This window comes from Bacillus sp. NEAU-242-2, assembly GCF_027853835.1.
GTDB lineage: Bacteria > Bacillota > Bacilli > Bacillales > Bacillaceae > Bacillus > Bacillus velezensis.
In genome coordinates this window covers 168,303-186,942 of sequence record NZ_JAPNNY010000002.1, presented here as the reverse complement: position 1 = coordinate 186,942, position 18,640 = coordinate 168,303, and the positions used below count along the sequence as shown (strand labels likewise).

Here is an 18,640-nt window from a genome sequence, read left to right as displayed (position 1 = left end):
TGTTTATGAGAGAAGCAGTCATTGTGGCCGGTGCGAGAACCCCGGTCGGTAAAGCGAAAAAAGGATCGCTTGCAGCCGTTCGTCCTGATGATTTAGGCGCGCTTTGTGTAAAAGAAACGCTGAAACGGGCAGGCGGCTATGAAGGAAATATCGATGACTTAATTATCGGATGTGCAACACCTGAAGCCGAACAAGGATTAAATATGGCGCGGAATATCGGTGCGCTGGCGGGGCTTCCTCATACGGTGCCGGCCATTACGGTGAACCGCTACTGCTCTTCCGGACTCCAGTCCATCGCTTACGGTGCGGAAAAAATTATGATCGGCGCGGGTGACACCGTCATTGCGGGCGGTGCGGAATCCATGTCGCAAGTTCCGATGATGGGGCATGTGACACGGCCGAATATCGCTTTGGCGGAGCATGCGCCTGAGTATTACATGAGCATGGGGCACACAGCGGAGCAAGTCGCCGAAACGTACGGGGTATCCAGAGAAGATCAGGATGCATTTGCAGTCCGCAGCCATCAGAATGCCGCAAAAGCCCTTAAGGAAGGGAAATTCAATGACGAAATCGTGCCGGTTGAAGTATCGCTGACAGAAGTCGGGGATGACCATAAGCCGCGGAAAAAACAATTTACGTTTTCTCAGGATGAAGGCGTGCGCCCCGGCACATCGGCTGACGTCTTGGCGAAGCTCCGCCCGGCTTTTTCTAAAACGGGAACCGTGACGGCCGGGAACTCTTCACAAACAAGTGACGGCGCGGCGGCTGTCATGCTGATGGATCGCGAAAAAGCTTCGTCGCTCGGATTGGCGCCGCTAGTCAAATTCCGTTCCTTTGCCGTAGGCGGCGTTCCCCCTGAGGTAATGGGGATCGGTCCGATTGAAGCCATTCCGCGGGCGCTCAAGCTTGCCGGACTCGAATTACAGGATATCGGGCTTTTTGAATTGAATGAGGCCTTTGCTTCACAGGCCATTCAAGTCATCAGGTCGCTCGGGATAGATGAAGAAAAGGTGAACGTCAACGGAGGCGCCATCGCGCTCGGACATCCGCTCGGATGCACGGGGACGAAGCTGACCCTGTCACTCATTCATGAAATGAAACGGAGAAACGAGCAATTCGGCGTGGTGACGATGTGCATCGGAGGCGGCATGGGCGCTGCCGGCGTATTTGAACTCATTTAAACAAAGGGGGAAACGAACATGAAACAGGAAACGGTCAACGTCAAAAAAGGCGGCAGCTTTCTGATTGAAGAGACGGGATATGATCAAATATTCACTCCGGAGGACTTTACAGACGAACATAAAATGATCGGCAAAACGACAGAAGACTATGTCGTAAACGATGTGCTTCCTTATATAGATGAAATTGAAAACCATCAGTTTGAGCATTCGGTCAGACTGCTGAAAAAAGCCGGGGATCTCGGCCTCCTCGGAGCAGACGTGCCTGAAGAGTATGGCGGAATCGGCCTGGATAAAATCAGTTCAGCCTTCATTACGGAAAAGTTTTCACGTGCCGGCAGCTTTTCGCTATCTTACGGCGCTCACGTCGGTATCGGCTCATTGCCGATCGTGTTCTTCGGAACGGAAGAACAGAAAAAAACCTATTTGCCGGACTTGGCTTCAGGACAAAGAATCGCGGCATACGCCTTAACTGAGCCCGGTTCAGGTTCAGATGCCCTCGGCGCGAAAACGACGGCTGTTTTGAATGAAGCGGGCACACACTATATTCTTAACGGGGAAAAGCAATGGATTACAAACTCCGCCTTTGCAGATGTCTTTGTCGTCTACGCTAAAGTGGACGGAGATAAATTTTCCGCATTTATCGTAGAAAAGAACTATCCGGGCGTATCAACGGGACCGGAAGAGAAAAAAATGGGGATTAAGGGTTCATCGACAAGAACGCTGATTTTAGATCAGGCGGAAGTCCCGAAAGAAAATCTTCTCGGCGAAATCGGAAAAGGCCATGTCATCGCCTTTAATATTCTGAATATCGGGCGCTACAAGCTTGCCGTCGGCACAATCGGCGCTTCAAAACGGGTGATTGAGCTGTCTGCCGCTTATGCAAACCAGCGCCGGCAATTTAAAACGCCGATCTCAAGCTTCACGCTCACTCAGGAAAAGCTTGCGACGATGTCAGCCCGGCTTTACGCCATGGAGAGCTCTGTATACAGAACAGTAGGCTTATTCGAAGATAATATGAGCAGACTGACGGAAGAGGAGCAAAAAGACGGACGCGAAGTCGCGAAGTCCATCGCCGAGTACGCGATTGAATGCTCGCTCAACAAAATGTGCGGTTCTGAAACGCTTGATTACATTGCCGACGAAGGCGTTCAAATTCACGGCGGTTACGGGTTTATGCAGGAATATGAAGTGGAGCGCGCCTATCGCGACTCAAGAATCAACAGGATTTTTGAAGGCACAAATGAAATCAACCGCCTGATCGTAACGAGCACGTTTCTGAAAAAAGCCGTAAAAGGTCAGCTGCCGCTCTTTGAAAAAGCAAAAGCGCTCCAAGATGAACTCATGATGCTGATGCCTGAAGAGCCGGGCTCAGAACCTCTTGAACAGGAAAAATACATTGTCAGACAGGCGAAAAAAATCGCCCTCTTGACAGCGGGCCTCGCGGCGCAGAAATACGGCAAAGAGATTGAAGGCGAGCAGGAAATCATGGTGAACATTGCCGATATTGTCAGCGCGCTGTATGCTTTGGAATCTGCCGTCCTCAGAACGGAAAAAGCAATTGCGGCGGACGGTGCCGAAAAAGCCGCGCAGAAGCTGTTATATACGGAAATCTTTGCCCAGGAAGCCCTTCAGAACATTGAAGCGCACGCCAAAGAATCACTGATCGCCATGGAGGAAGGAGATTCCCTCCGCATGATGCTTTCCGTGCTGCGCAAACTGACGCGCCTGACGCCGAAAAACCTCATTCAGAAAAAACGTGAAGCGGCAGCAGCCGTCTTCCGTGAAGAAAAATATACAGTCTGATCACATGCTGAAAGCGCTCCTTCATCAGGGGCGCTTTTTCATGAAGCAACGTTATAGGTTTTTACAAGTGATTGTGTTAAAATAACGACGATCATTTACAAGGGGTGAAGAAGATGTCGATAAATTTTTACTGGTACCCTAAATGCGGAACGTGCCGTAATGCGAAAAAATGGCTGGAAAACCGTGGTAAGGAAATAAACGAAATACATATCGCGGAGGAAACTCCGTCGAAAGAAGAAATTAAAGACCTCTATGAAAAGAGCGGTCTTGAGCTCAAAAAGTTTTTCAACACGAGCGGAATGAAATACCGCGAGCTGAACTTAAAGGAAAAACTGTATCATATGTCAGAGGATGAACAGCTTGAACTCCTGGCATCAGACGGTATGCTCCTGAAACGCCCGATTACGACAGACGGCGAAAAAGTCACTGTCGGCTTTAAAGAAGACCAATTCGAAAAATATTGGATGTAATGCCAGGTTCAAAGAATTATGGTATCTTCTTATTATAAGAAAAAAATGGAGGGATTTAGATGAGCACACCGAAAGATATGCGTTATTCCAAAGAGCACGAATGGGTCAAAGTTGAGGACGGAAAAGCCCGTATCGGGATTACACATTTCGCGCAAGCTGAACTTGGCGACATCGTATTTGTCGAGCTTCCGGAAGTCGGCGCCGAAATTAAAGCGGACGAGCCATTCGGCAGCGTGGAATCCGTCAAAACCGTATCCGAACTGTACGCACCGATTAACGGAACGGTGACGGAAGTGAACGAAGACCTTGATGACAGTCCGGAATTCGTAAACGAGTCTCCGTATGAAAAAGCGTGGATGATCGTCGTGGAACCGGCTGATGCTGAAGAAATCGAAAACCTCATGACTTCTGAGCAATATGACGAAATGACACAGGAAGACTGATCGGATAGCAAAGGGGCCATTTGGACACTCTATCTGTAACGGGAGGTGTCTAAAATGGCTTTTGATAAACAAAAGGTCGATGTGACGGAGAACGTCACGGGCCGCTTTCAAAACGGCCGGTTTTCCTTGTTTCATGAAAATGAAGCCATCGGCGAGATGACAGGCATGGACCAGTACGAGCTCAAACAGGGCTTTTCATTTGAAAATCAAAAATTTTATAAAACAGCCGATGTCATAAACGGCAGCGATCCGAAATATGTCGATTGCGATTATGAGAATGGCTGGTGTTAACAGTTGGCGGTGAATTTCACTGCCTTCTTTTTCAATCTGACGCTAAAACAATCGGCAGGTGACGCGCTTATGTACAACGGAGATGAAAAGGTCATTATCGTAGAAGGAAAATCTGATAAAATCAAAGTCAGGGAAGTGCTCATCGAACCCGCGGAAATCGTCTGTACAAACGGGACAATCGGCCAAACCGAACTGGAAGATTTGGCGGACCGCCTGTTTGACAGAGACGTCTATATTTTAACGGACGCAGATGACTCGGGAGATAAACTAAGAAAACAGCTGAAACGGGAGCTTCCCGAAGCGCGCCATATTTATATAGACAGAACATACAGGCAAGTCGAGTCGTGCCCGGGCCATCATCTCGCATCTGTGCTGATCAGAGCCGGATTTGATGCTGACACTGTATTTTTGAAAAAGAACGACCTGAGGTGGTAATCATGAAAGAACTCCAAGAAAATGAACTCGAATCGATTCAGGATGACGTTTATCTCCTGTATTTGTACACCCCGTTTTGCGGCACATGCCAGCTGGCGTCCAAAATGCTTACTGTCGTCGAAGAAATGCTGCCCGGCGCCGCCTTCTATAAAAACAACGTGAATTATTCCCCCGCATTCGCCAAAGCCTATCAGATTGAAAGCGTTCCGTGCTTTTTGCTGTTTAAAGGCGGAGAGCTTGTTGAGAAAGGATACGCCTTCCGCTCCGTTTCCTATTTATATGAGCTGATTAAACAAAAAACATCGCAAACGTTCCCGATGTGACAATATTTACAGGAAAATGTCGTGCGGTTTATAAAGGGTTCTGTCCGTTAAAAAGAGAAAGTGTATGTATGGCCATTAAAACGGGAGGTTATACGAGTGGAGAAAATAGAAGTTTCAGAGAATGACGGACAGCATCTGTTTTTGAAACCGCTATTAAACGCCTCAACGCTGCTGATTACATTCCAAGGAGAAACAGAAGCCTTAACGGTCTCAATTAACGGACAGGGAGAAATGAGAAAAACGTCGGCTTCAAAGGAAAAATCTAATTTGACCTTTTACGGAAACCAGACGGAAATCATCCATCTCCTGCATGGTGATGTCTCTTTGCAAAAGCTTATCCAAAGCGGAAAACTCAAAGTGAAAGGATCATTCAGAGCCCTGCTGAAGCTGGAGGCCATCCTCTGGCTGACAAACGGATTTTTTCAGGCGATCAGTAAACGGCCGTAACTGCCAATCTACTATGTGACAATAGCTTCCAATATTTATTTTATTGACTTTTTATCATTCGCCGTGCTATTCTACAGTAAGAATTTCCGGACGAAAATACGATATGTTTTCTCTTATCAAGAGAGGTGGAGGGAAGTGCCCTATGAAGCCCGGCAACCATCAACAATGTTGAAATGGTGCCAATTCACTCGAAGCGGTCTGCTTTGAAAGATGAGAGAAAGGCCTTTTTCAATAAGCCTTTCTGCTCATTTTTGCAGAAAGGCTTTTCTTTTGCGGAGAAACCCGGAAGATTTCTTAGAATAGTGTAAGGCGGGTGATTGCTTTGATCCATCTTCAAAATGTTTCAAAAATTTACAAAGCGAAGCATGGGGATGTCAATGCTGTCCAAGATGTCACTCTTGATATCAAAAAGGGCGAAATATTTGGAATTATAGGATATAGCGGAGCTGGTAAAAGTTCCTTAATCCGTCTCCTGAACGGCCTTGAAAAGCCGACGTCGGGAACCGTGGAAGTCGCGGGGACGGAATTAAATAAAGTAAGCAGCCGCGGGCTGAGAAAAGCGCGCCAGGAAATCAGCATGATCTTCCAGCATTTTAACCTTCTGTGGTCGCGCACCGTCCGGGAGAACATTATGTTCCCGCTGGAAATCGCCGGCGTGAAAAAAAGCGAACGGGTCCGCCGCGCTGATGAATTGATTAAACTGGTCGGATTAGAGGGGAAAGAAAAATCTTATCCGTCGCAGCTGAGCGGCGGTCAAAAGCAGCGTGTCGGCATCGCCCGGGCGCTCGCCAATAATCCGAAAGTCCTTCTGTGCGATGAAGCGACATCAGCGCTCGATCCGCAGACGACCGATTCAATTTTGGATCTTTTATCCGATATAAATGACAGACTCGGTCTGACGATCGTGCTCATTACCCATGAAATGCACGTCATCCGAAAAATCTGCAACAGAGTCGCCGTCATGGAAAACGGGAAAGTCGTTGAAGAAGGCGAAGTACTCCAAGTTTTCAGAAACCCGCGCGAACCGATGACCAAGCGTTTCGTTCAGCAGGTGACAGAACCGGAAGAGACGAAAGAAACCATCCAGCATTTTCTGCAGGAAACAGCGACAGGGAAAACGATTCAGCTTTCATTTGTCGGGCAGGCCGCCGAGCAGCCCCTCATTACGGAAATGATCCGAAACTTTGATGTGGACGTCAATATTCTGCAGGGGAAAATTTCACAGACGAAGGACGGAGCCTACGGTTCATTATTCATTCATATTGACGGTCAGGAAAAAGAAGTAGAAAACGTGATCCGGTTCATCAAAGACAAACAGGTAGAAGCAGAGGTGATCACAAATGTTTGAAAAATGGTTCCCGAACGTTGATATAACCGAGCTGTGGACGGCCACATACGAGACCCTTTATATGACGGTCATCGCTTTAGTTTTTTCATTTATCATCGGAGCGATTCTCGGTCTTCTGCTCTTTTTAACGGGCAAGGGAAGCTTATGGGAAAATAAAATCATTAACACCGTGATTGCGGCGGTCGTTAATATTTTCAGGTCTATTCCGTTTCTTATTTTAATTATTCTGCTTCTCGGCTTTACTAAGATTTTGGTCGGGTCGATTTTAGGACCGAACGCCGCATTGCCGGCGCTGATTATCGGCTCCGCGCCGTTTTACGCCCGTCTTGCGGAAATTGCGCTCCGGGAAGTCGATAAAGGAGTCATCGAAGCTGCCAGATCAATGGGAGCAAAGACATCGACGATTATCTTCAAAGTGCTGATTCCTGAATCAATGCCTGCGTTAATTTCAGGCATCACCGTTACGGCCATCGCCCTGATCGGATCTACCGCCATTGCCGGCGCTATCGGTTCAGGCGGACTCGGAAACCTTGCATATGTAGAAGGCTACCAGTCCAATAATACGGATGTAACGTTTGTAGCGACAGTATTTATACTCATCATCGTCTTTATCATTCAGATTATCGGTGATGTAATTACAAATATAATAGACAAAAGATAAGGGAGGATTTACATTGAAAAAGATTGTATTAAGTGCGCTGCTGCTTGTGTTCGCGGGAGTTTTAGCCGCCTGCGGATCAAACGGCTCGAATAAAAAGGAAATCGTCGTCGCCGCGACAAAAACACCGCATGCTGAAATCTTAAAAGAAGCGGAACCGCTCTTGAAGGAAAAAGGCTACACATTAAAAGTAAAAGTGCTGAACGATTACAAAATGTACAACAAAGCGTTAGCTGATAATGAAGTGGATGCGAACTACTTCCAGCACGTTCCTTACCTTGAACAGGAAATGAAAGAAAATAAAGATTACAAACTCGTGAATGCCGGAGCCGTTCACCTTGAGCCATTCGGAGTTTACACGAAAAAATACAAATCACTGAAAGACCTGCCTAAAGGCGCGACCATCATCATGACTAACAATGTCGCTGAACAAGGCCGTATGCTGGCGATGCTTGAAAAAGCCGGACTGATCACACTTGATCCGAAGGTAAAAACGATTGAAGCGACGACGAAAAACATTACGAAAAACCCGAAAAACCTGACATTCAAAAAAATCGCCCCTGAATTAACGGCGAAAGCATATAATGAAGAAGAAGGCGATGCAGTCTTCATTAACGTCAACTATGCGATTCAAAACAAACTGAATCCGTTAAAAGATGCGATTCAAGTGGAATCAACGAAAAACAACCCGTACGCAAACATCATCGCCGTACGCAAAGGTGACGAAAAATCAGAGAAAATCAAAGCGCTTATGGAAGTGCTTCACTCTAAGAAAATCAAAGACTTTATTGAGAAAAAATACGACGGAGCCGTGCTTCCCGTATCTGAATAAAGCGAAAAACCCCGGATGATCCATCCGGGGTTTTTTTCGGGTATTAATCGGAGAACTGTCCATAATAAAAAGGAAGGTTAACGATTGGAGGGAATGGCAGTGGCTCAATACCAGGATAACGGAAAAAGCGTGCATGACGCATTGAAACAATATAAAGAAGGTTTAGGCATATTCGAGCAAAAAATGCCGATGATGGGGCGGAAGTTTAATGAATTTACTGAGCAGTGTTTCTCAGCGGATTCATTAACTGAAAAAGAGAAACAATTAGTCGCTCTGGGCATCAGCATCAGCGCTCAAGATGAATTTTGCATGATTTATCATACGAAGGGCTGCCTTGACCAAGGGGCCACAGAAGAAAACATCCTTGAGGTCATCAGCGTCGCGGCGGCATTCGGGGGCGGCGCGGCTCTCAGTCAGGGAGTGACCCTCGTGCAGCAGTGCATTCAGGAATTCGGACATACGACGCATTAGAATGAGCAATCGTGTGAATACCGTTTTTCAGATAAAGCGAGCGCCGGTTTCCGGCACATTCGAAAGGATTCAGGGGCACACACTCTTTGGCCGGAGCAGCGGATCATTGTTACAATAGAAACAAATATATGAAGGGATTGATTCATTATCTGCACCAGCCACGAGAGACTGGACCTTGACTATACGCCTGAAATGGAAAAAGCGATGCAGAAGTCACACGGCATCGGCTACGAGGAATACGGACGGCGTCTTTCAAAAAGGATGGAAGTCGAACGGCAGAGGGAGCTTGAATATCAAAAAAGCAAGTTCCTCGCAGCGCAGCTTAATGAGAAAATCGGTCAGTGAAAAAGGGTGGATTTCCGCCCTTTTTCTGTTTCAAACAGCTTTAATTACGCCTTGATCTTTGATAAACTTTAGGAATGTTCCGGGTAATATAAAAAGTTGTATTTACTTTTCATTTGTTATAAAATTAGAATGAGAATAAATTGAGAATAATGATTATATATTTTGGAGGTATAGATATGGCTGCTTCAACATTAACGATCAAGGATCTTCACGTTGAAATCGAAGGAAAAGAGATCTTAAAAGGTGTAAACCTTGAAATAAAAGGCGGCGAATTCCACGCTGTCATGGGGCCGAACGGTACCGGTAAATCCACGCTCTCAGCAGCGATTATGGGACACCCGAAATACGAAGTTACAAAAGGCAGCATCACGCTTGACGGCAAAGATGTACTGGAAATGGAAGTGGACGAGCGCGCTCAGGCGGGTCTTTTCCTTGCGATGCAGTATCCAAGCGAAATCAGCGGTGTGACAAATGCCGATTTCCTTCGCTCTGCGATTAACGCACGCCGTGAAGAAGGCGATGAAATTTCACTTATGAAATTCATCCGCAAAATGGACGAAAACATGGAGTTCCTTGAAATGGACCCTGAAATGGCGCAGCGTTACCTGAACGAAGGTTTCTCAGGCGGGGAGAAAAAACGCAACGAAATCCTTCAGCTTATGATGATCGAGCCGAAAATCGCCATTCTTGACGAGATCGATTCAGGTCTTGATATCGATGCGCTTAAAGTCGTTTCTAAAGGAATCAACAAAATGCGCAGCGAAAACTTCGGCTGCTTAATGATCACTCACTATCAGCGCCTTCTGAACTACATCACGCCTGATGTCGTTCACGTTATGATGCAGGGACGCGTAGTGAAATCCGGCGGCGCGGAGCTTGCACAGCGCCTTGAAGCGGAAGGTTATGACTGGATTAAACAAGAACTAGGCATTGAAGACGAAACTGTAGGCCAAGAAGCGTAAGCGTTAGGGGGATAATCATGACATTGGAAACGAAACTATCCGTAGATCAGGAATATGTCAAAGGCTTTTCCGAAAAGCATCAAGAACCTGCCTGGCTGAAAAACCTGCGCTTACAGGCTCTTGAAAAAGCTGAAGATCTGCCGCTGCCTAAGCCTGATAAAACAAAAATCACAAATTGGAACTTTACAAAGTTCAACAAGCATACAGTAGAAAACGCGCCGCTTGCTTCTTTAGAAGATTTAGCTGATGAAGCAAAAGCGCTGATCGATATCGAAAACGAAGACAAAACGTTATATGTGCAGCGTGATCAAACGCCTGCTTTCCTTTCTCTTTCCAAAGAACTGAAAGACAAAGGCGTCATTTTCACGGACATCTTAACGGCTGCCCGTGAGCACAGCGACCTCGTTGAGAAATACTTCATGAAAGACGGCGTAAAGGTCGACGAACATAAACTGACTGCGCTTCATGCGGCATTAATGAACGGCGGGGCATTCCTTTATGTTCCTAAAAACGTTCAGGTGGAGACGCCTGTTCAGGCCGTTTACGTTCATGAAAGCAATGACACGGCATTGTTCAACCACGTGCTGATCGTCGCTGAAGACCACAGCTCCGTCACTTACGTTGAGAACTACATCAGCACGGTGAATCCGAAAGAAGCGGTATTCAACATTATCAGTGAAGTGGTCACAGGTGATAATGCCAGCGTGACGTACGGCGCCGTTGACAACCTGTCAGCAGGTGTCACAACATACGTCAACCGCCGCGGAGCCGCGCGCGGACGCGACAGCAAAATCGAGTGGGCGCTCGGACTGATGAACGACGGCGACACGATTTCTGAAAATACGACAAACCTTTACGGAGACGGCACATACGGCGATACGAAAACCGTAGTTGTCGGAAGAGGAGAACAGACGGAAAACTTTACGACGCAGATCATCCACTTCGGTAAGGCTTCTGAAGGCTATATCCTGAAGCACGGAGTCATGAAAGATGCCGCATCTTCCATCTTTAACGGAATCGGCAAAATCGAGCACGGCGCGTCTAAAGCAAACGCTGAACAGGAATCCCGCGTCCTGATGCTGAGTGAAAAAGCACGCGGAGATGCAAACCCGATTCTCTTAATTGATGAAGACGATGTAACTGCAGGACATGCGGCATCTGTCGGCCGTGTGGACCCGATCCAGCTTTACTACTTAATGAGCCGCGGAATTCCGAAAGAAGAAGCGGAGCGCTTAGTCATTTACGGATTCCTTGCTCCGGTGGTAAAAGAGCTTCCGATTGAAGGAGTTAAGAAACAGCTCGTCTCCGTCATCGAAAGGAAAGTAAAATAATGAATATCACCGATATTCGTGAACAGTTCCCGATCCTTCATCAGCAAGTGAACGGACATGACCTCGTGTACCTTGACAGCGCGGCGACTTCCCAGAAGCCGCGTGCTGTCATTGAAGCAGTGGATCAGTATTACAGCAAATACAATTCCAATGTCCACAGAGGCGTTCATACTCTTGGCACGAGAGCGACAGACGGCTATGAAGGTGCGCGTGAAAAAGTCCGTAAGTTTATCAATGCGAAGTCAATGGCTGAGGTCATTTTCACAAAAGGCACGACAACTTCACTGAATATGGTGGCGCTGAGCTATGCCCGCGCCAGCTTAAAACCCGGTGATGAAGTGGTCATCACCCAAATGGAGCATCATGCGAATATCATTCCGTGGCAGCAGGCAGTAAAAGCTACCGGCGCGACTTTAAAATATATCCCGATGCAGGAAGACGGCACGCTTTCGCTGGACGACGTCCGGCAGACTGTCACAAGCCATACGAAGATCGTGGCAGTCGCTCATGTGTCAAACGTGCTCGGCACGATTAACCCGATTAAAGAGATCGCCAAAATCGCTCATGACAATGGCGCTGTCATCGTGGTGGACGGGGCGCAGAGCACACCGCACATGAAAATTGACGTTCAGGACCTGGATTGCGACTTCTTCGCGCTTTCTTCCCATAAAATGTGCGGCCCGACGGGAATCGGCGTGCTGTACGGCAAGAAAGAACTGCTTGAGAATATGGAGCCGGCCGAATTTGGCGGCGAAATGATCGACTTTGTAGGGCTTTATGAATCAACTTGGAAAGAGCTTCCGTGGAAATTTGAAGCAGGCACGCCGATTATCGCAGGCGCGATCGGATTGGGAGCCGCGATTGATTTTCTTGAAGAGATCGGACTCGACGAGATTTCCCGGCATGAGCATAAGCTTGCAGCCTATGCGCTTGACCGTTTCGAGCAGCTAGACGGCGTGACGGTATACGGTCCGAAAGAGCGGGCGGGACTTGTGACATTTAATCTTGATGAGGTTCACCCTCATGATGTCGCGACTGTCCTCGATGCTGAGGGCATTGCGGTCAGAGCCGGCCATCACTGCGCCCAGCCGCTCATGAAATGGCTGGATGTATCTGCTACTGCGAGAGCGAGTTTTTATCTGTATAATACAGAGGAAGAGATCGATAAGCTCGCGGAAGCCCTCCAAAAGACAAAGGAGTACTTTACAAATGTCTTTTAATGCAAATTTAGATACATTATACAGACAAGTGATCATGGATCATTACAAAAATCCGCGCAACAAAGGGGTTTTGGATGACAGCATCGTCGTCGATATGAACAACCCGACTTGCGGCGACCGGATCAGACTGACAATGAAGCTTGACGGCGATACCGTTCAGGAAGCGAAGTTTGAAGGGGAAGGCTGCTCCATCTCCATGGCTTCAGCTTCCATGATGACGCAGGCGATTAAAGGAAAAGATATTGATACCGCCCTTTCCATGTCTAAGGTTTTCTCAGACATGATGCAAGGGAAAGAGTATGACGACTCGATAGATCTCGGGGATATTGAAGCTCTTCAAGGCGTTTCGAAATTCCCGGCCCGGATTAAATGTGCCACCCTTTCATGGAAAGCACTTGAAAAAGGAGTCGCTGGCGAAAAAGGCGGCAATTAAAAGATTGGAGTGAAAATGGATGGCTAAAAAAATGCCTGAAATTGGTGAATACAAGTACGGTTTTCACGATAAGGACGTTTCCATTTTCCGTTCAGAGCGCGGATTGACAAAAGAAATCGTAGAAGAAATTTCACGCATGAAAGAAGAGCCTCAATGGATGCTTGATTTCCGCCTGAAATCTCTTGAGCATTTCTACAACATGCCGATGCCGCAGTGGGGCGGGGATTTAAACTCTTTAAACTTTGACGAAATTACGTACTACGTAAAACCGTCTGAGCGTTCAGAGCGTTCTTGGGATGAAGTGCCTGAGGAAATTAAACAGACATTCGACAAACTCGGTATTCCTGAAGCTGAGCAAAAATACCTTGCCGGTGTTTCTGCACAGTACGAATCTGAGGTTGTGTACCACAACATGAAAGAAGATCTTGAAGCGCAAGGCATTGTTTTCAAAGACACAGACAGCGCGCTGAAAGAAAATGAAGACATTTTCCGCGAGCACTGGGCGAAAGTCATTCCGCCGACTGATAACAAGTTTGCGGCGCTGAACTCAGCTGTTTGGTCCGGCGGATCTTTCATCTACGTGCCTAAAGGCGTGAAGGTTGAAACACCGCTTCAAGCTTACTTCCGCATCAACTCTGAAAACATGGGTCAGTTCGAACGTACGCTGATCATCGTTGACGAAGAAGCAAGCGTTCATTACGTAGAGGGCTGTACGGCTCCTGTGTACACAACAAACTCGCTTCACAGCGCGGTTGTTGAAATCATCGTCAAAAAAGGCGGCTACTGCCGTTATACAACAATTCAAAACTGGGCGAACAACGTTTACAACTTAGTAACGAAACGTACGGTTTGTGAAGAAAACGCGACGATGGAATGGGTTGACGGAAACATCGGTTCTAAATTGACAATGAAATATCCGGCTGTCATTCTGAAAGGTGAAGGCGCGCGCGGCATGACGCTCTCTATCGCTCTTGCGGGCAAAGGACAGCATCAGGACGCAGGTGCGAAAATGATTCACCTTGCACCGAATACGTCATCCACAATCGTATCAAAATCGATTTCGAAACAGGGCGGAAAAGTAACATACCGCGGTATCGTCCACTTCGGACGGAAAGCGGACGGCGCCCGTTCAAACATCGAGTGTGATACGCTCATTATGGATAACAAATCAACTTCTGATACAATCCCTTACAATGAAATCCTGAACGACAACATTTCATTGGAGCACGAAGCGAAAGTATCAAAAGTTTCTGAAGAACAGCTTTTCTACTTGATGAGCCGCGGTATTTCTGAAGAAGAAGCAACAGAAATGATCGTTATGGGCTTCATCGAGCCGTTCACAAAAGAACTTCCGATGGAATACGCAGTTGAAATGAACCGTTTGATCAAGTTCGAAATGGAAGGCTCCATCGGTTAATAGTAAAACCCCGCCATATGGCGGGGTTTTTTTATTTATTGAATAGTGAAATTTCCGTATTCGCTTGACCGGACATGAATCGGCCCGTTTAAATTGTAGTTCTTCTCTTTGACAATATCGCGGAAAACGTCGACTCGGGCAACCGATTCTCTCCATTCATCCTGGGTGTCCTCATCTGATGGATTCATCAGATCGTCATAGCGCACATCCAAGAATTTATTGAGCCATTTCTTCTCGTCCGTTCCGTCTTTCGGTGACCCGCCCATTTTTTTGTTCGTGCGTTTAATCAGGGCATAAAAGGAGTCTGGATCATCGCCGTCGCCATGCTGAATCACCGTATCGTACATCACCGCTTTGGCCAAGGCCGTTTTCAGTCCGGCATTTTCTGAACGTTTCATCGCCGGCTGATAATACAAGCTGTCATTTACCTTATCCTGAGCAGCGCGGAAGGCTTTATCATTGCCAAGTGAGCGCCAGGCAGAAGCGAATCCTTTCAGATTGCTGATGTCATCGCTTTCGTCCTTCGCAAGACGGCGCAATTCAGGCAAATACTTTTTCAATTTGTTATTCGGCACCGCTTTCGTGTATACTTCGACTACTTCCAGCGCATCTCCGGTAGCCGTCGTAAAGCCGGCCCGCCCGCAGGTGTAACCTCTTCCGTCATCCAATGCTTCAACATATCCGTATTGGATTTCCGTCTTTCCGTTTTCAAAGATGCTGGTCAGCTGTTCCGCCCGGCGCTTCTGATCCTTATTCAGCCCGGCCGCAAAAACCGTACCGCTCATCATCAGGGCAAAAAACAGGGTGAAAATAAGAGATGAAACCGCCGTCTTCTTCCAAAAACCTGCTTTTTTCTTCAAACTGATTTTCATTGCCATACCCCTTTCATATGTAAGTTACACACTCAGTATACATGAGGGGTTGTTTTTTTGTTGAAAACACATGAATTTGTCAATATTTTGAATCCTAAGCCCTATCAGGCGCTTCATAAAAAGAACGCACCTTCATCAGACAGACAATCCCGTTCTCGCGTCATTCTCATCTGTAACATAGTCAACGCGGTGAAACCCGCATTGTACAGCCTGCTGAAAAAGGGCTTCGAGCATGTCCGGATCTTTGCAATATAACGTTACATACGAGCAATCTGCAATGAGAAGCACAAGTTCACAGGAACTATCCAAATATTCCTCATACGTATTGATTTCCGTTACCATCCTGCTCGGGAAAGCTTTCAATTCAGCAAAAATCATATAATAAGGGTCTCCTTCCAGACGCTGACGGAGTTCTTGGCCCTGAATGATGCGCTGATTTTGCGGAAACAGGTCTGTATCGGTGTCTTCATTGAATTCAGTATACGCCTCTCCATCACCGATAAACCATGTATAGGAAGAGATGGGGAACGGTTGTAATATATCTGCCGCAAACCGTCCGATTTCATTTGGGATGTCAAAAGTAATGCCGCGTTTCATATGGTCGTATCTCCTTTCGGCTTTTGCTAGAATAATATGGTATGCCATTTGGATAAATATTGAAAGGGGTGAGTGTTATGACAACAAGATACGGAATTGATGCGCCTTATGGAGCGTTTGGATTTATCTTTCTTGCGCTCCTTTATGCCGCAGGCACATTATACGGCATGATTCCTCTTTTCTGGGGCTGGCTGACGGGTGCCTTGTTTTTAGTGCTCGGTCTTTGGATGCTCTTGTATTCAACGGCCATTAAACTTTCACACCGCCATCGCATTCTTGCGCTTTCCGGGTTAAAGCCGGACATGAAAGTGCTTGATATTGGGACGGGACGGGGGCTGCTAGCCATCGCCGCGGCTCAAAAAGGCGCTGACGTCTCAGCGATTGACAAATGGTCAAGCTGGGATCTGGGCGGAAACGGAAGAGACGCATTTGAAAAGAACAGACGGGCAGAAGGAGCGCTGGAAATTGATTTGTATGACGGACTCGCGCAAGCCATGCCGTTTCCTGATAAATCGTTTGACCTTGTCATTTCGCATTTTGTCGTACACAACATTTCAGGCAGAAAAGAGAGGGAACGGGCGATCACGGAAATGGTGAGGGTGCTGAAGCCTGGCGGCACATTGGCCGTGTCAGATATAAAAAATACATCACAATACAGAGCAATTCTTGAGGAAAACGGCTTTCACACAAGAACATATTCCTTTTATTATACGTTTCCGTTTTCAAAACTCATTGTCGCCGTCAGGACTCCGGTAGGAACCGGGCGCTCCATTTGTTAAAATAAATAAGACAAAACAGATAGAAAAGGTGTTACACATGAAGTCTTATATAATTATCGGAGCCGGCATTCTCGGTGCGTCCGCGGCTTATCATCTCGCAAAGGCCGGTGCGGATGTAACGGTCTTTGACAGGAAACACCCGGGGCAGGCGACTGACGCCGCGGCAGGGATCGTCTGCCCGTGGCTGTCGCAGCGCCGCAATCAGGCATGGTATGCGATCGCAAAAGGCGGAGCCCGCTATTATAACCAATTGATACAGCAGCTTGAAGCTGACGGAGAAACGGACACCGGTTATCAAAAGGTCGGTGCCGTCAGCCTCCATACGGATGAAAAAAAGCTCAGCCAAATGGAGGAAAGGGCTTATAAAAGAAGAGAGGACGCCCCTGAAATCGGTGACATTACAAGACTGACACCGGCAGAAACGAAGGCATTGTTTCCCGCGCTGTCGGAGGAATACGGTGCGGTTCATGTCAGCGGCGCGGCCCGGGTGAACGGGAGGGCGCTTCGTAAGGCGCTGTTAAACGCGGCCGTTAAGCACGGAGCTGCTGTTTACAATGAAGAAACGTCAATATTGACAGAGGACGGTGCCGTCATCGGTGTGAAAACCGCAGAACGCACGCTTACTGCCGACCAGGTTCTCGTAACGGCCGGCGCTTGGGCGAGAGAGCTGCTTGAACCGCTCGGCATCCGTTTTTCAGTATCATACCAAAAGGCGCAGATCGTTCATTTAGAGCTTCAGGGAGAGGAGACGGGCGGCTGGCCCGTCGTCATGCCCCCAAACGATCAATACATTCTCGCCTTTGACAGCGGCAGAATCATAGCGGGTGCGACTCATGAAAACGATACCGGCATGGATTTGCGGGTGACGGCCGGCGGCCTCCGCGAGATTTTTGACAAAGCATTAACCGTGGCGCCGGGGCTTTCAGACAGTACTATGATAGAGACAAGAGTCGGTTTCAGGCCGTTTACTCCCGGTTTTCTTCCCGTCATCGGCAAAGTGCCGAATATCAGCGGACTCCTCGTTGCCAACGGGCTGGGCGCCTCAGGACTGACGAGCGGGCCGTATCTGGGGGCTGAACTGGCGAAACTCGCGCTCGGGCAGCAGACGGAAATTGATTTGAGCCTTTATGATCCGGCCGGGGCGCTTGAATAAAAAATAGCTTTTGGCGCATTCTTATGATAGGATGGAGCTTTAATGAATAAGAGGACGTGACCCATTTTGATAAAAATAAACCTTCCTGCTCCTGATGTAACCATTACGGAACGGCAGCAGTCACCGTCGGAAAATGAACCGGCGATTAAAGCGATTTACGGTTTCATTGATTTTCACCAAATTCCGAGAGACAAAGGCGGCATCTTTATGTTTTATAACATTCATGATGAGCTGCTGTTTGTCGGGAAAGCCCGTAAATTAAGACAAAGAATCAAAAAGCATTTTGAAGACAATGTGTCGCCTGTTAAACATCACAGGGACGAAGTGTATAAAATTGAAGTATGTGTCGTCAATGATCCGATGGAAAGGGAGATTTACGAAACGTACGCGATCAATACCCTTCAGTCGAAATACAACATTGAGAAAGTATTTTATAAATAAGGAAAACCGGAGCTTAAGGGCTCCGGTTTTCTTTATGTTTACAGTGCCAGCCACATCACTGCAATATGCACGATCAGCAGACAGTAAACGACGAGGAACAGCTGGACGACCTTTTTTCTGAATAACATGCAGATCATCATGAGCACAGGAAAAATCAGGACGCCGGCCGTTTTATTGATTGATGTATTCGGACGGTTCGACACGTCATAGTGAATGGCCATATCAGCAGGAAGAAACGGATAAAACACAATCGACAGAATAAAGGCGAGAATCACAGCTCCCCACAGCACCTTATCATTCATCAAAAACATATGAACACTCCCTTTTTTTACATATAATAGTATATTAGTCTGAAAAATCTAATTTATCAATATTTTACCTGTTGGAT

24 protein-coding genes and 1 riboswitch are annotated in these 18,640 nt (G+C 47.2%); of the genes, 21 read left to right on the top strand and 3 right to left on the bottom strand.

Annotated features, from left to right (window positions below; translation table 11 throughout):
• The first annotated feature begins 5 nt into the window (after positions 1-5).
• The 18 genes from OWN49_RS05910 to sufB all read left to right on the top strand — a co-directional run bounded on the left by OWN49_RS05910 (position 6) and on the right by sufB (position 14,410).
• Positions 6-1,181, top strand: coding sequence for an acetyl-CoA C-acetyltransferase (locus OWN49_RS05910; protein WP_003151841.1), 1,176 nt, complete (start codon positions 6-8; stop codon positions 1,179-1,181).
• A gap of 18 nt (positions 1,182-1,199) precedes the next feature.
• Positions 1,200-2,984, top strand: a complete 1,785-nt coding sequence (locus tag OWN49_RS05905) for an acyl-CoA dehydrogenase family protein (protein ID WP_176283519.1) — start codon at positions 1,200-1,202, stop codon at positions 2,982-2,984.
• Positions 2,985-3,097: 113 nt separating this feature from the next.
• Positions 3,098-3,454: an arsenate reductase family protein gene (locus OWN49_RS05900; RefSeq protein WP_070082331.1), complete on the top strand. Its 357-nt coding sequence runs from the start codon at positions 3,098-3,100 to the stop codon at positions 3,452-3,454.
• 59 nt (positions 3,455-3,513) lie between these two features.
• Positions 3,514-3,897 carry a glycine cleavage system protein GcvH gene (gcvH, locus tag OWN49_RS05895; protein ID WP_003151844.1) on the top strand — a complete coding sequence of 128 codons (384 nt, stop codon included), beginning with the start codon at positions 3,514-3,516 and terminating at the stop codon, positions 3,895-3,897.
• A 54-nt stretch (positions 3,898-3,951) separates the two neighbouring features.
• Positions 3,952-4,188, top strand: coding sequence for a YusG family protein (locus tag OWN49_RS05890; protein WP_003151845.1), 237 nt, complete (start codon positions 3,952-3,954; stop codon positions 4,186-4,188).
• A gap of 69 nt (positions 4,189-4,257) precedes the next feature.
• Positions 4,258-4,623, top strand: coding sequence for a toprim domain-containing protein (locus OWN49_RS05885; RefSeq protein WP_017418962.1), 366 nt, complete (start codon positions 4,258-4,260; stop codon positions 4,621-4,623).
• Between the two features lie 2 nt (positions 4,624-4,625).
• Positions 4,626-4,946, top strand: coding sequence for a thioredoxin family protein (locus OWN49_RS05880; RefSeq protein ID WP_003151847.1), 321 nt, complete (start codon positions 4,626-4,628; stop codon positions 4,944-4,946).
• Positions 4,947-5,042: 96 nt separating this feature from the next.
• On the top strand, positions 5,043-5,393 hold the full coding sequence (locus OWN49_RS05875) for an SCP2 sterol-binding domain-containing protein (protein WP_003151848.1): 351 nt from the start codon (positions 5,043-5,045) through the stop codon (positions 5,391-5,393).
• A gap of 110 nt (positions 5,394-5,503) precedes the next feature.
• A riboswitch (SAM riboswitch) is annotated at positions 5,504-5,610 on the top strand.
• A gap of 105 nt (positions 5,611-5,715) precedes the next feature.
• Positions 5,716-6,741, top strand: coding sequence for a methionine ABC transporter ATP-binding protein MetN (gene metN / locus OWN49_RS05870; protein WP_003151850.1), 1,026 nt, complete (start codon positions 5,716-5,718; stop codon positions 6,739-6,741).
• Positions 6,734-7,402, top strand: coding sequence for a methionine ABC transporter permease (locus OWN49_RS05865; protein WP_003151851.1), 669 nt, complete (start codon positions 6,734-6,736; stop codon positions 7,400-7,402). Before metN ends, OWN49_RS05865 begins: the two co-directional genes overlap by 8 nt.
• A gap of 13 nt (positions 7,403-7,415) precedes the next feature.
• Complete coding sequence (gene metQ, locus OWN49_RS05860) at positions 7,416-8,231, top strand: methionine ABC transporter substrate-binding lipoprotein MetQ (protein ID WP_003151853.1); 816 nt, start codon at positions 7,416-7,418, stop codon at positions 8,229-8,231.
• Between the two features lie 93 nt (positions 8,232-8,324).
• Entirely contained in the window at positions 8,325-8,702 is a 378-nt protein-coding gene (locus OWN49_RS05855) for a carboxymuconolactone decarboxylase family protein (protein WP_370649024.1), read from the top strand.
• 192 nt (positions 8,703-8,894) lie between these two features.
• The gene (locus tag OWN49_RS05850; protein ID WP_003151857.1) at positions 8,895-9,047 is read left to right on the top strand and encodes a hypothetical protein; all 153 of its coding nucleotides are present in this window, start codon (positions 8,895-8,897) and stop codon (positions 9,045-9,047) included.
• Positions 9,048-9,223: 176 nt separating this feature from the next.
• Entirely contained in the window at positions 9,224-10,009 is a 786-nt protein-coding gene (sufC, locus tag OWN49_RS05845; RefSeq protein WP_003151872.1) for a Fe-S cluster assembly ATPase SufC, read from the top strand.
• 17 nt (positions 10,010-10,026) lie between these two features.
• Positions 10,027-11,340, top strand: coding sequence for a Fe-S cluster assembly protein SufD (gene sufD, locus OWN49_RS05840; protein WP_003151874.1), 1,314 nt, complete (start codon positions 10,027-10,029; stop codon positions 11,338-11,340).
• The gene (sufS, locus tag OWN49_RS05835) at positions 11,340-12,560 is read left to right on the top strand and encodes a cysteine desulfurase SufS (protein ID WP_007410089.1); all 1,221 of its coding nucleotides are present in this window, start codon (positions 11,340-11,342) and stop codon (positions 12,558-12,560) included. The genes sufD and sufS overlap by 1 nt, the downstream gene beginning before the upstream one ends.
• The gene (gene sufU, locus OWN49_RS05830; protein ID WP_007613601.1) at positions 12,550-12,993 is read left to right on the top strand and encodes a Fe-S cluster assembly sulfur transfer protein SufU; all 444 of its coding nucleotides are present in this window, start codon (positions 12,550-12,552) and stop codon (positions 12,991-12,993) included. The genes sufS and sufU overlap by 11 nt, the downstream gene beginning before the upstream one ends.
• A gap of 19 nt (positions 12,994-13,012) precedes the next feature.
• Positions 13,013-14,410, top strand: coding sequence for a Fe-S cluster assembly protein SufB (gene sufB, locus OWN49_RS05825; protein WP_003151878.1), 1,398 nt, complete (start codon positions 13,013-13,015; stop codon positions 14,408-14,410).
• Positions 14,411-14,445: 35 nt separating this feature from the next.
• On the opposite strand, the gene csn is transcribed toward sufB, so the two are convergent.
• Positions 14,446-15,282, bottom strand: coding sequence for a chitosanase (csn, locus tag OWN49_RS05820; RefSeq protein WP_176283518.1), 837 nt, complete (start codon positions 15,280-15,282; stop codon positions 14,446-14,448).
• Positions 15,283-15,417: 135 nt separating this feature from the next.
• Positions 15,418-15,879, bottom strand: a complete 462-nt coding sequence (locus OWN49_RS05815; RefSeq protein WP_173612831.1) for a DUF2691 family protein — start codon at positions 15,877-15,879, stop codon at positions 15,418-15,420.
• A 77-nt stretch (positions 15,880-15,956) separates the two neighbouring features.
• Here OWN49_RS05815 and OWN49_RS05810 point away from each other — a divergent pair, with 77 nt between their 5' ends.
• The 3 genes from OWN49_RS05810 (at position 15,957) to OWN49_RS05800 (ending at position 18,252) form a co-directional block, all read left to right on the top strand.
• On the top strand, positions 15,957-16,658 hold the full coding sequence (locus tag OWN49_RS05810; RefSeq protein WP_094247516.1) for a class I SAM-dependent methyltransferase: 702 nt from the start codon (positions 15,957-15,959) through the stop codon (positions 16,656-16,658).
• A 37-nt stretch (positions 16,659-16,695) separates the two neighbouring features.
• Positions 16,696-17,811, top strand: a complete 1,116-nt coding sequence (locus tag OWN49_RS05805; RefSeq protein WP_077722798.1) for an NAD(P)/FAD-dependent oxidoreductase — start codon at positions 16,696-16,698, stop codon at positions 17,809-17,811.
• A 66-nt stretch (positions 17,812-17,877) separates the two neighbouring features.
• Positions 17,878-18,252: a nucleotide excision repair endonuclease gene (locus OWN49_RS05800; protein WP_007410094.1), complete on the top strand. Its 375-nt coding sequence runs from the start codon at positions 17,878-17,880 to the stop codon at positions 18,250-18,252.
• Between the two features lie 38 nt (positions 18,253-18,290).
• Here the strand turns inward: OWN49_RS05800 and OWN49_RS05795 are convergent, their stop codons facing one another.
• Complete coding sequence (locus OWN49_RS05795; protein WP_077722797.1) at positions 18,291-18,563, bottom strand: DUF1648 domain-containing protein; 273 nt, start codon at positions 18,561-18,563, stop codon at positions 18,291-18,293.
• Between the last annotated feature and the right edge of the window lie 77 nt (positions 18,564-18,640).

Bases quoted from the DNA above. Each gene is read 5' to 3' on its own strand.
- OWN49_RS05910 (WP_003151841.1), top strand. From the start codon at position 6: ATGAGAGAAGCAGTCATTGTGGCCGGTGCGAGAACCCCGGTCGGTAAA.
- OWN49_RS05905 (WP_176283519.1), top strand. From the start codon at position 1,200: ATGAAACAGGAAACGGTCAACGTCAAAAAAGGCGGCAGCTTTCTGATT.
- OWN49_RS05900 (WP_070082331.1), top strand. From the start codon at position 3,098: ATGTCGATAAATTTTTACTGGTACCCTAAATGCGGAACGTGCCGTAAT.
- gcvH (WP_003151844.1), top strand. From the start codon at position 3,514: ATGAGCACACCGAAAGATATGCGTTATTCCAAAGAGCACGAATGGGTC.
- OWN49_RS05890 (WP_003151845.1), top strand. From the start codon at position 3,952: ATGGCTTTTGATAAACAAAAGGTCGATGTGACGGAGAACGTCACGGGC.
- OWN49_RS05885 (WP_017418962.1), top strand. From the start codon at position 4,258: ATGTACAACGGAGATGAAAAGGTCATTATCGTAGAAGGAAAATCTGAT.
- OWN49_RS05880 (WP_003151847.1), top strand. From the start codon at position 4,626: ATGAAAGAACTCCAAGAAAATGAACTCGAATCGATTCAGGATGACGTT.
- OWN49_RS05865 (WP_003151851.1), top strand. From the start codon at position 6,734: ATGTTTGAAAAATGGTTCCCGAACGTTGATATAACCGAGCTGTGGACG.
- OWN49_RS05855 (WP_370649024.1), top strand. From the start codon at position 8,325: ATGGCAGTGGCTCAATACCAGGATAACGGAAAAAGCGTGCATGACGCA.
- OWN49_RS05850 (WP_003151857.1), top strand. From the start codon at position 8,895: ATGGAAAAAGCGATGCAGAAGTCACACGGCATCGGCTACGAGGAATAC.
- sufC (WP_003151872.1), top strand. From the start codon at position 9,224: ATGGCTGCTTCAACATTAACGATCAAGGATCTTCACGTTGAAATCGAA.
- sufD (WP_003151874.1), top strand. From the start codon at position 10,027: ATGACATTGGAAACGAAACTATCCGTAGATCAGGAATATGTCAAAGGC.
- sufS (WP_007410089.1), top strand. From the start codon at position 11,340: ATGAATATCACCGATATTCGTGAACAGTTCCCGATCCTTCATCAGCAA.
- sufU (WP_007613601.1), top strand. From the start codon at position 12,550: ATGTCTTTTAATGCAAATTTAGATACATTATACAGACAAGTGATCATG.
- sufB (WP_003151878.1), top strand. From the start codon at position 13,013: ATGGCTAAAAAAATGCCTGAAATTGGTGAATACAAGTACGGTTTTCAC.
- csn (WP_176283518.1), bottom strand. From the start codon at position 15,282: ATGAAAATCAGTTTGAAGAAAAAAGCAGGTTTTTGGAAGAAGACGGCG.
- OWN49_RS05815 (WP_173612831.1), bottom strand. From the start codon at position 15,879: ATGAAACGCGGCATTACTTTTGACATCCCAAATGAAATCGGACGGTTT.
- OWN49_RS05810 (WP_094247516.1), top strand. From the start codon at position 15,957: ATGACAACAAGATACGGAATTGATGCGCCTTATGGAGCGTTTGGATTT.
- OWN49_RS05805 (WP_077722798.1), top strand. From the start codon at position 16,696: ATGAAGTCTTATATAATTATCGGAGCCGGCATTCTCGGTGCGTCCGCG.
- OWN49_RS05795 (WP_077722797.1), bottom strand. From the start codon at position 18,563: ATGTTTTTGATGAATGATAAGGTGCTGTGGGGAGCTGTGATTCTCGCC.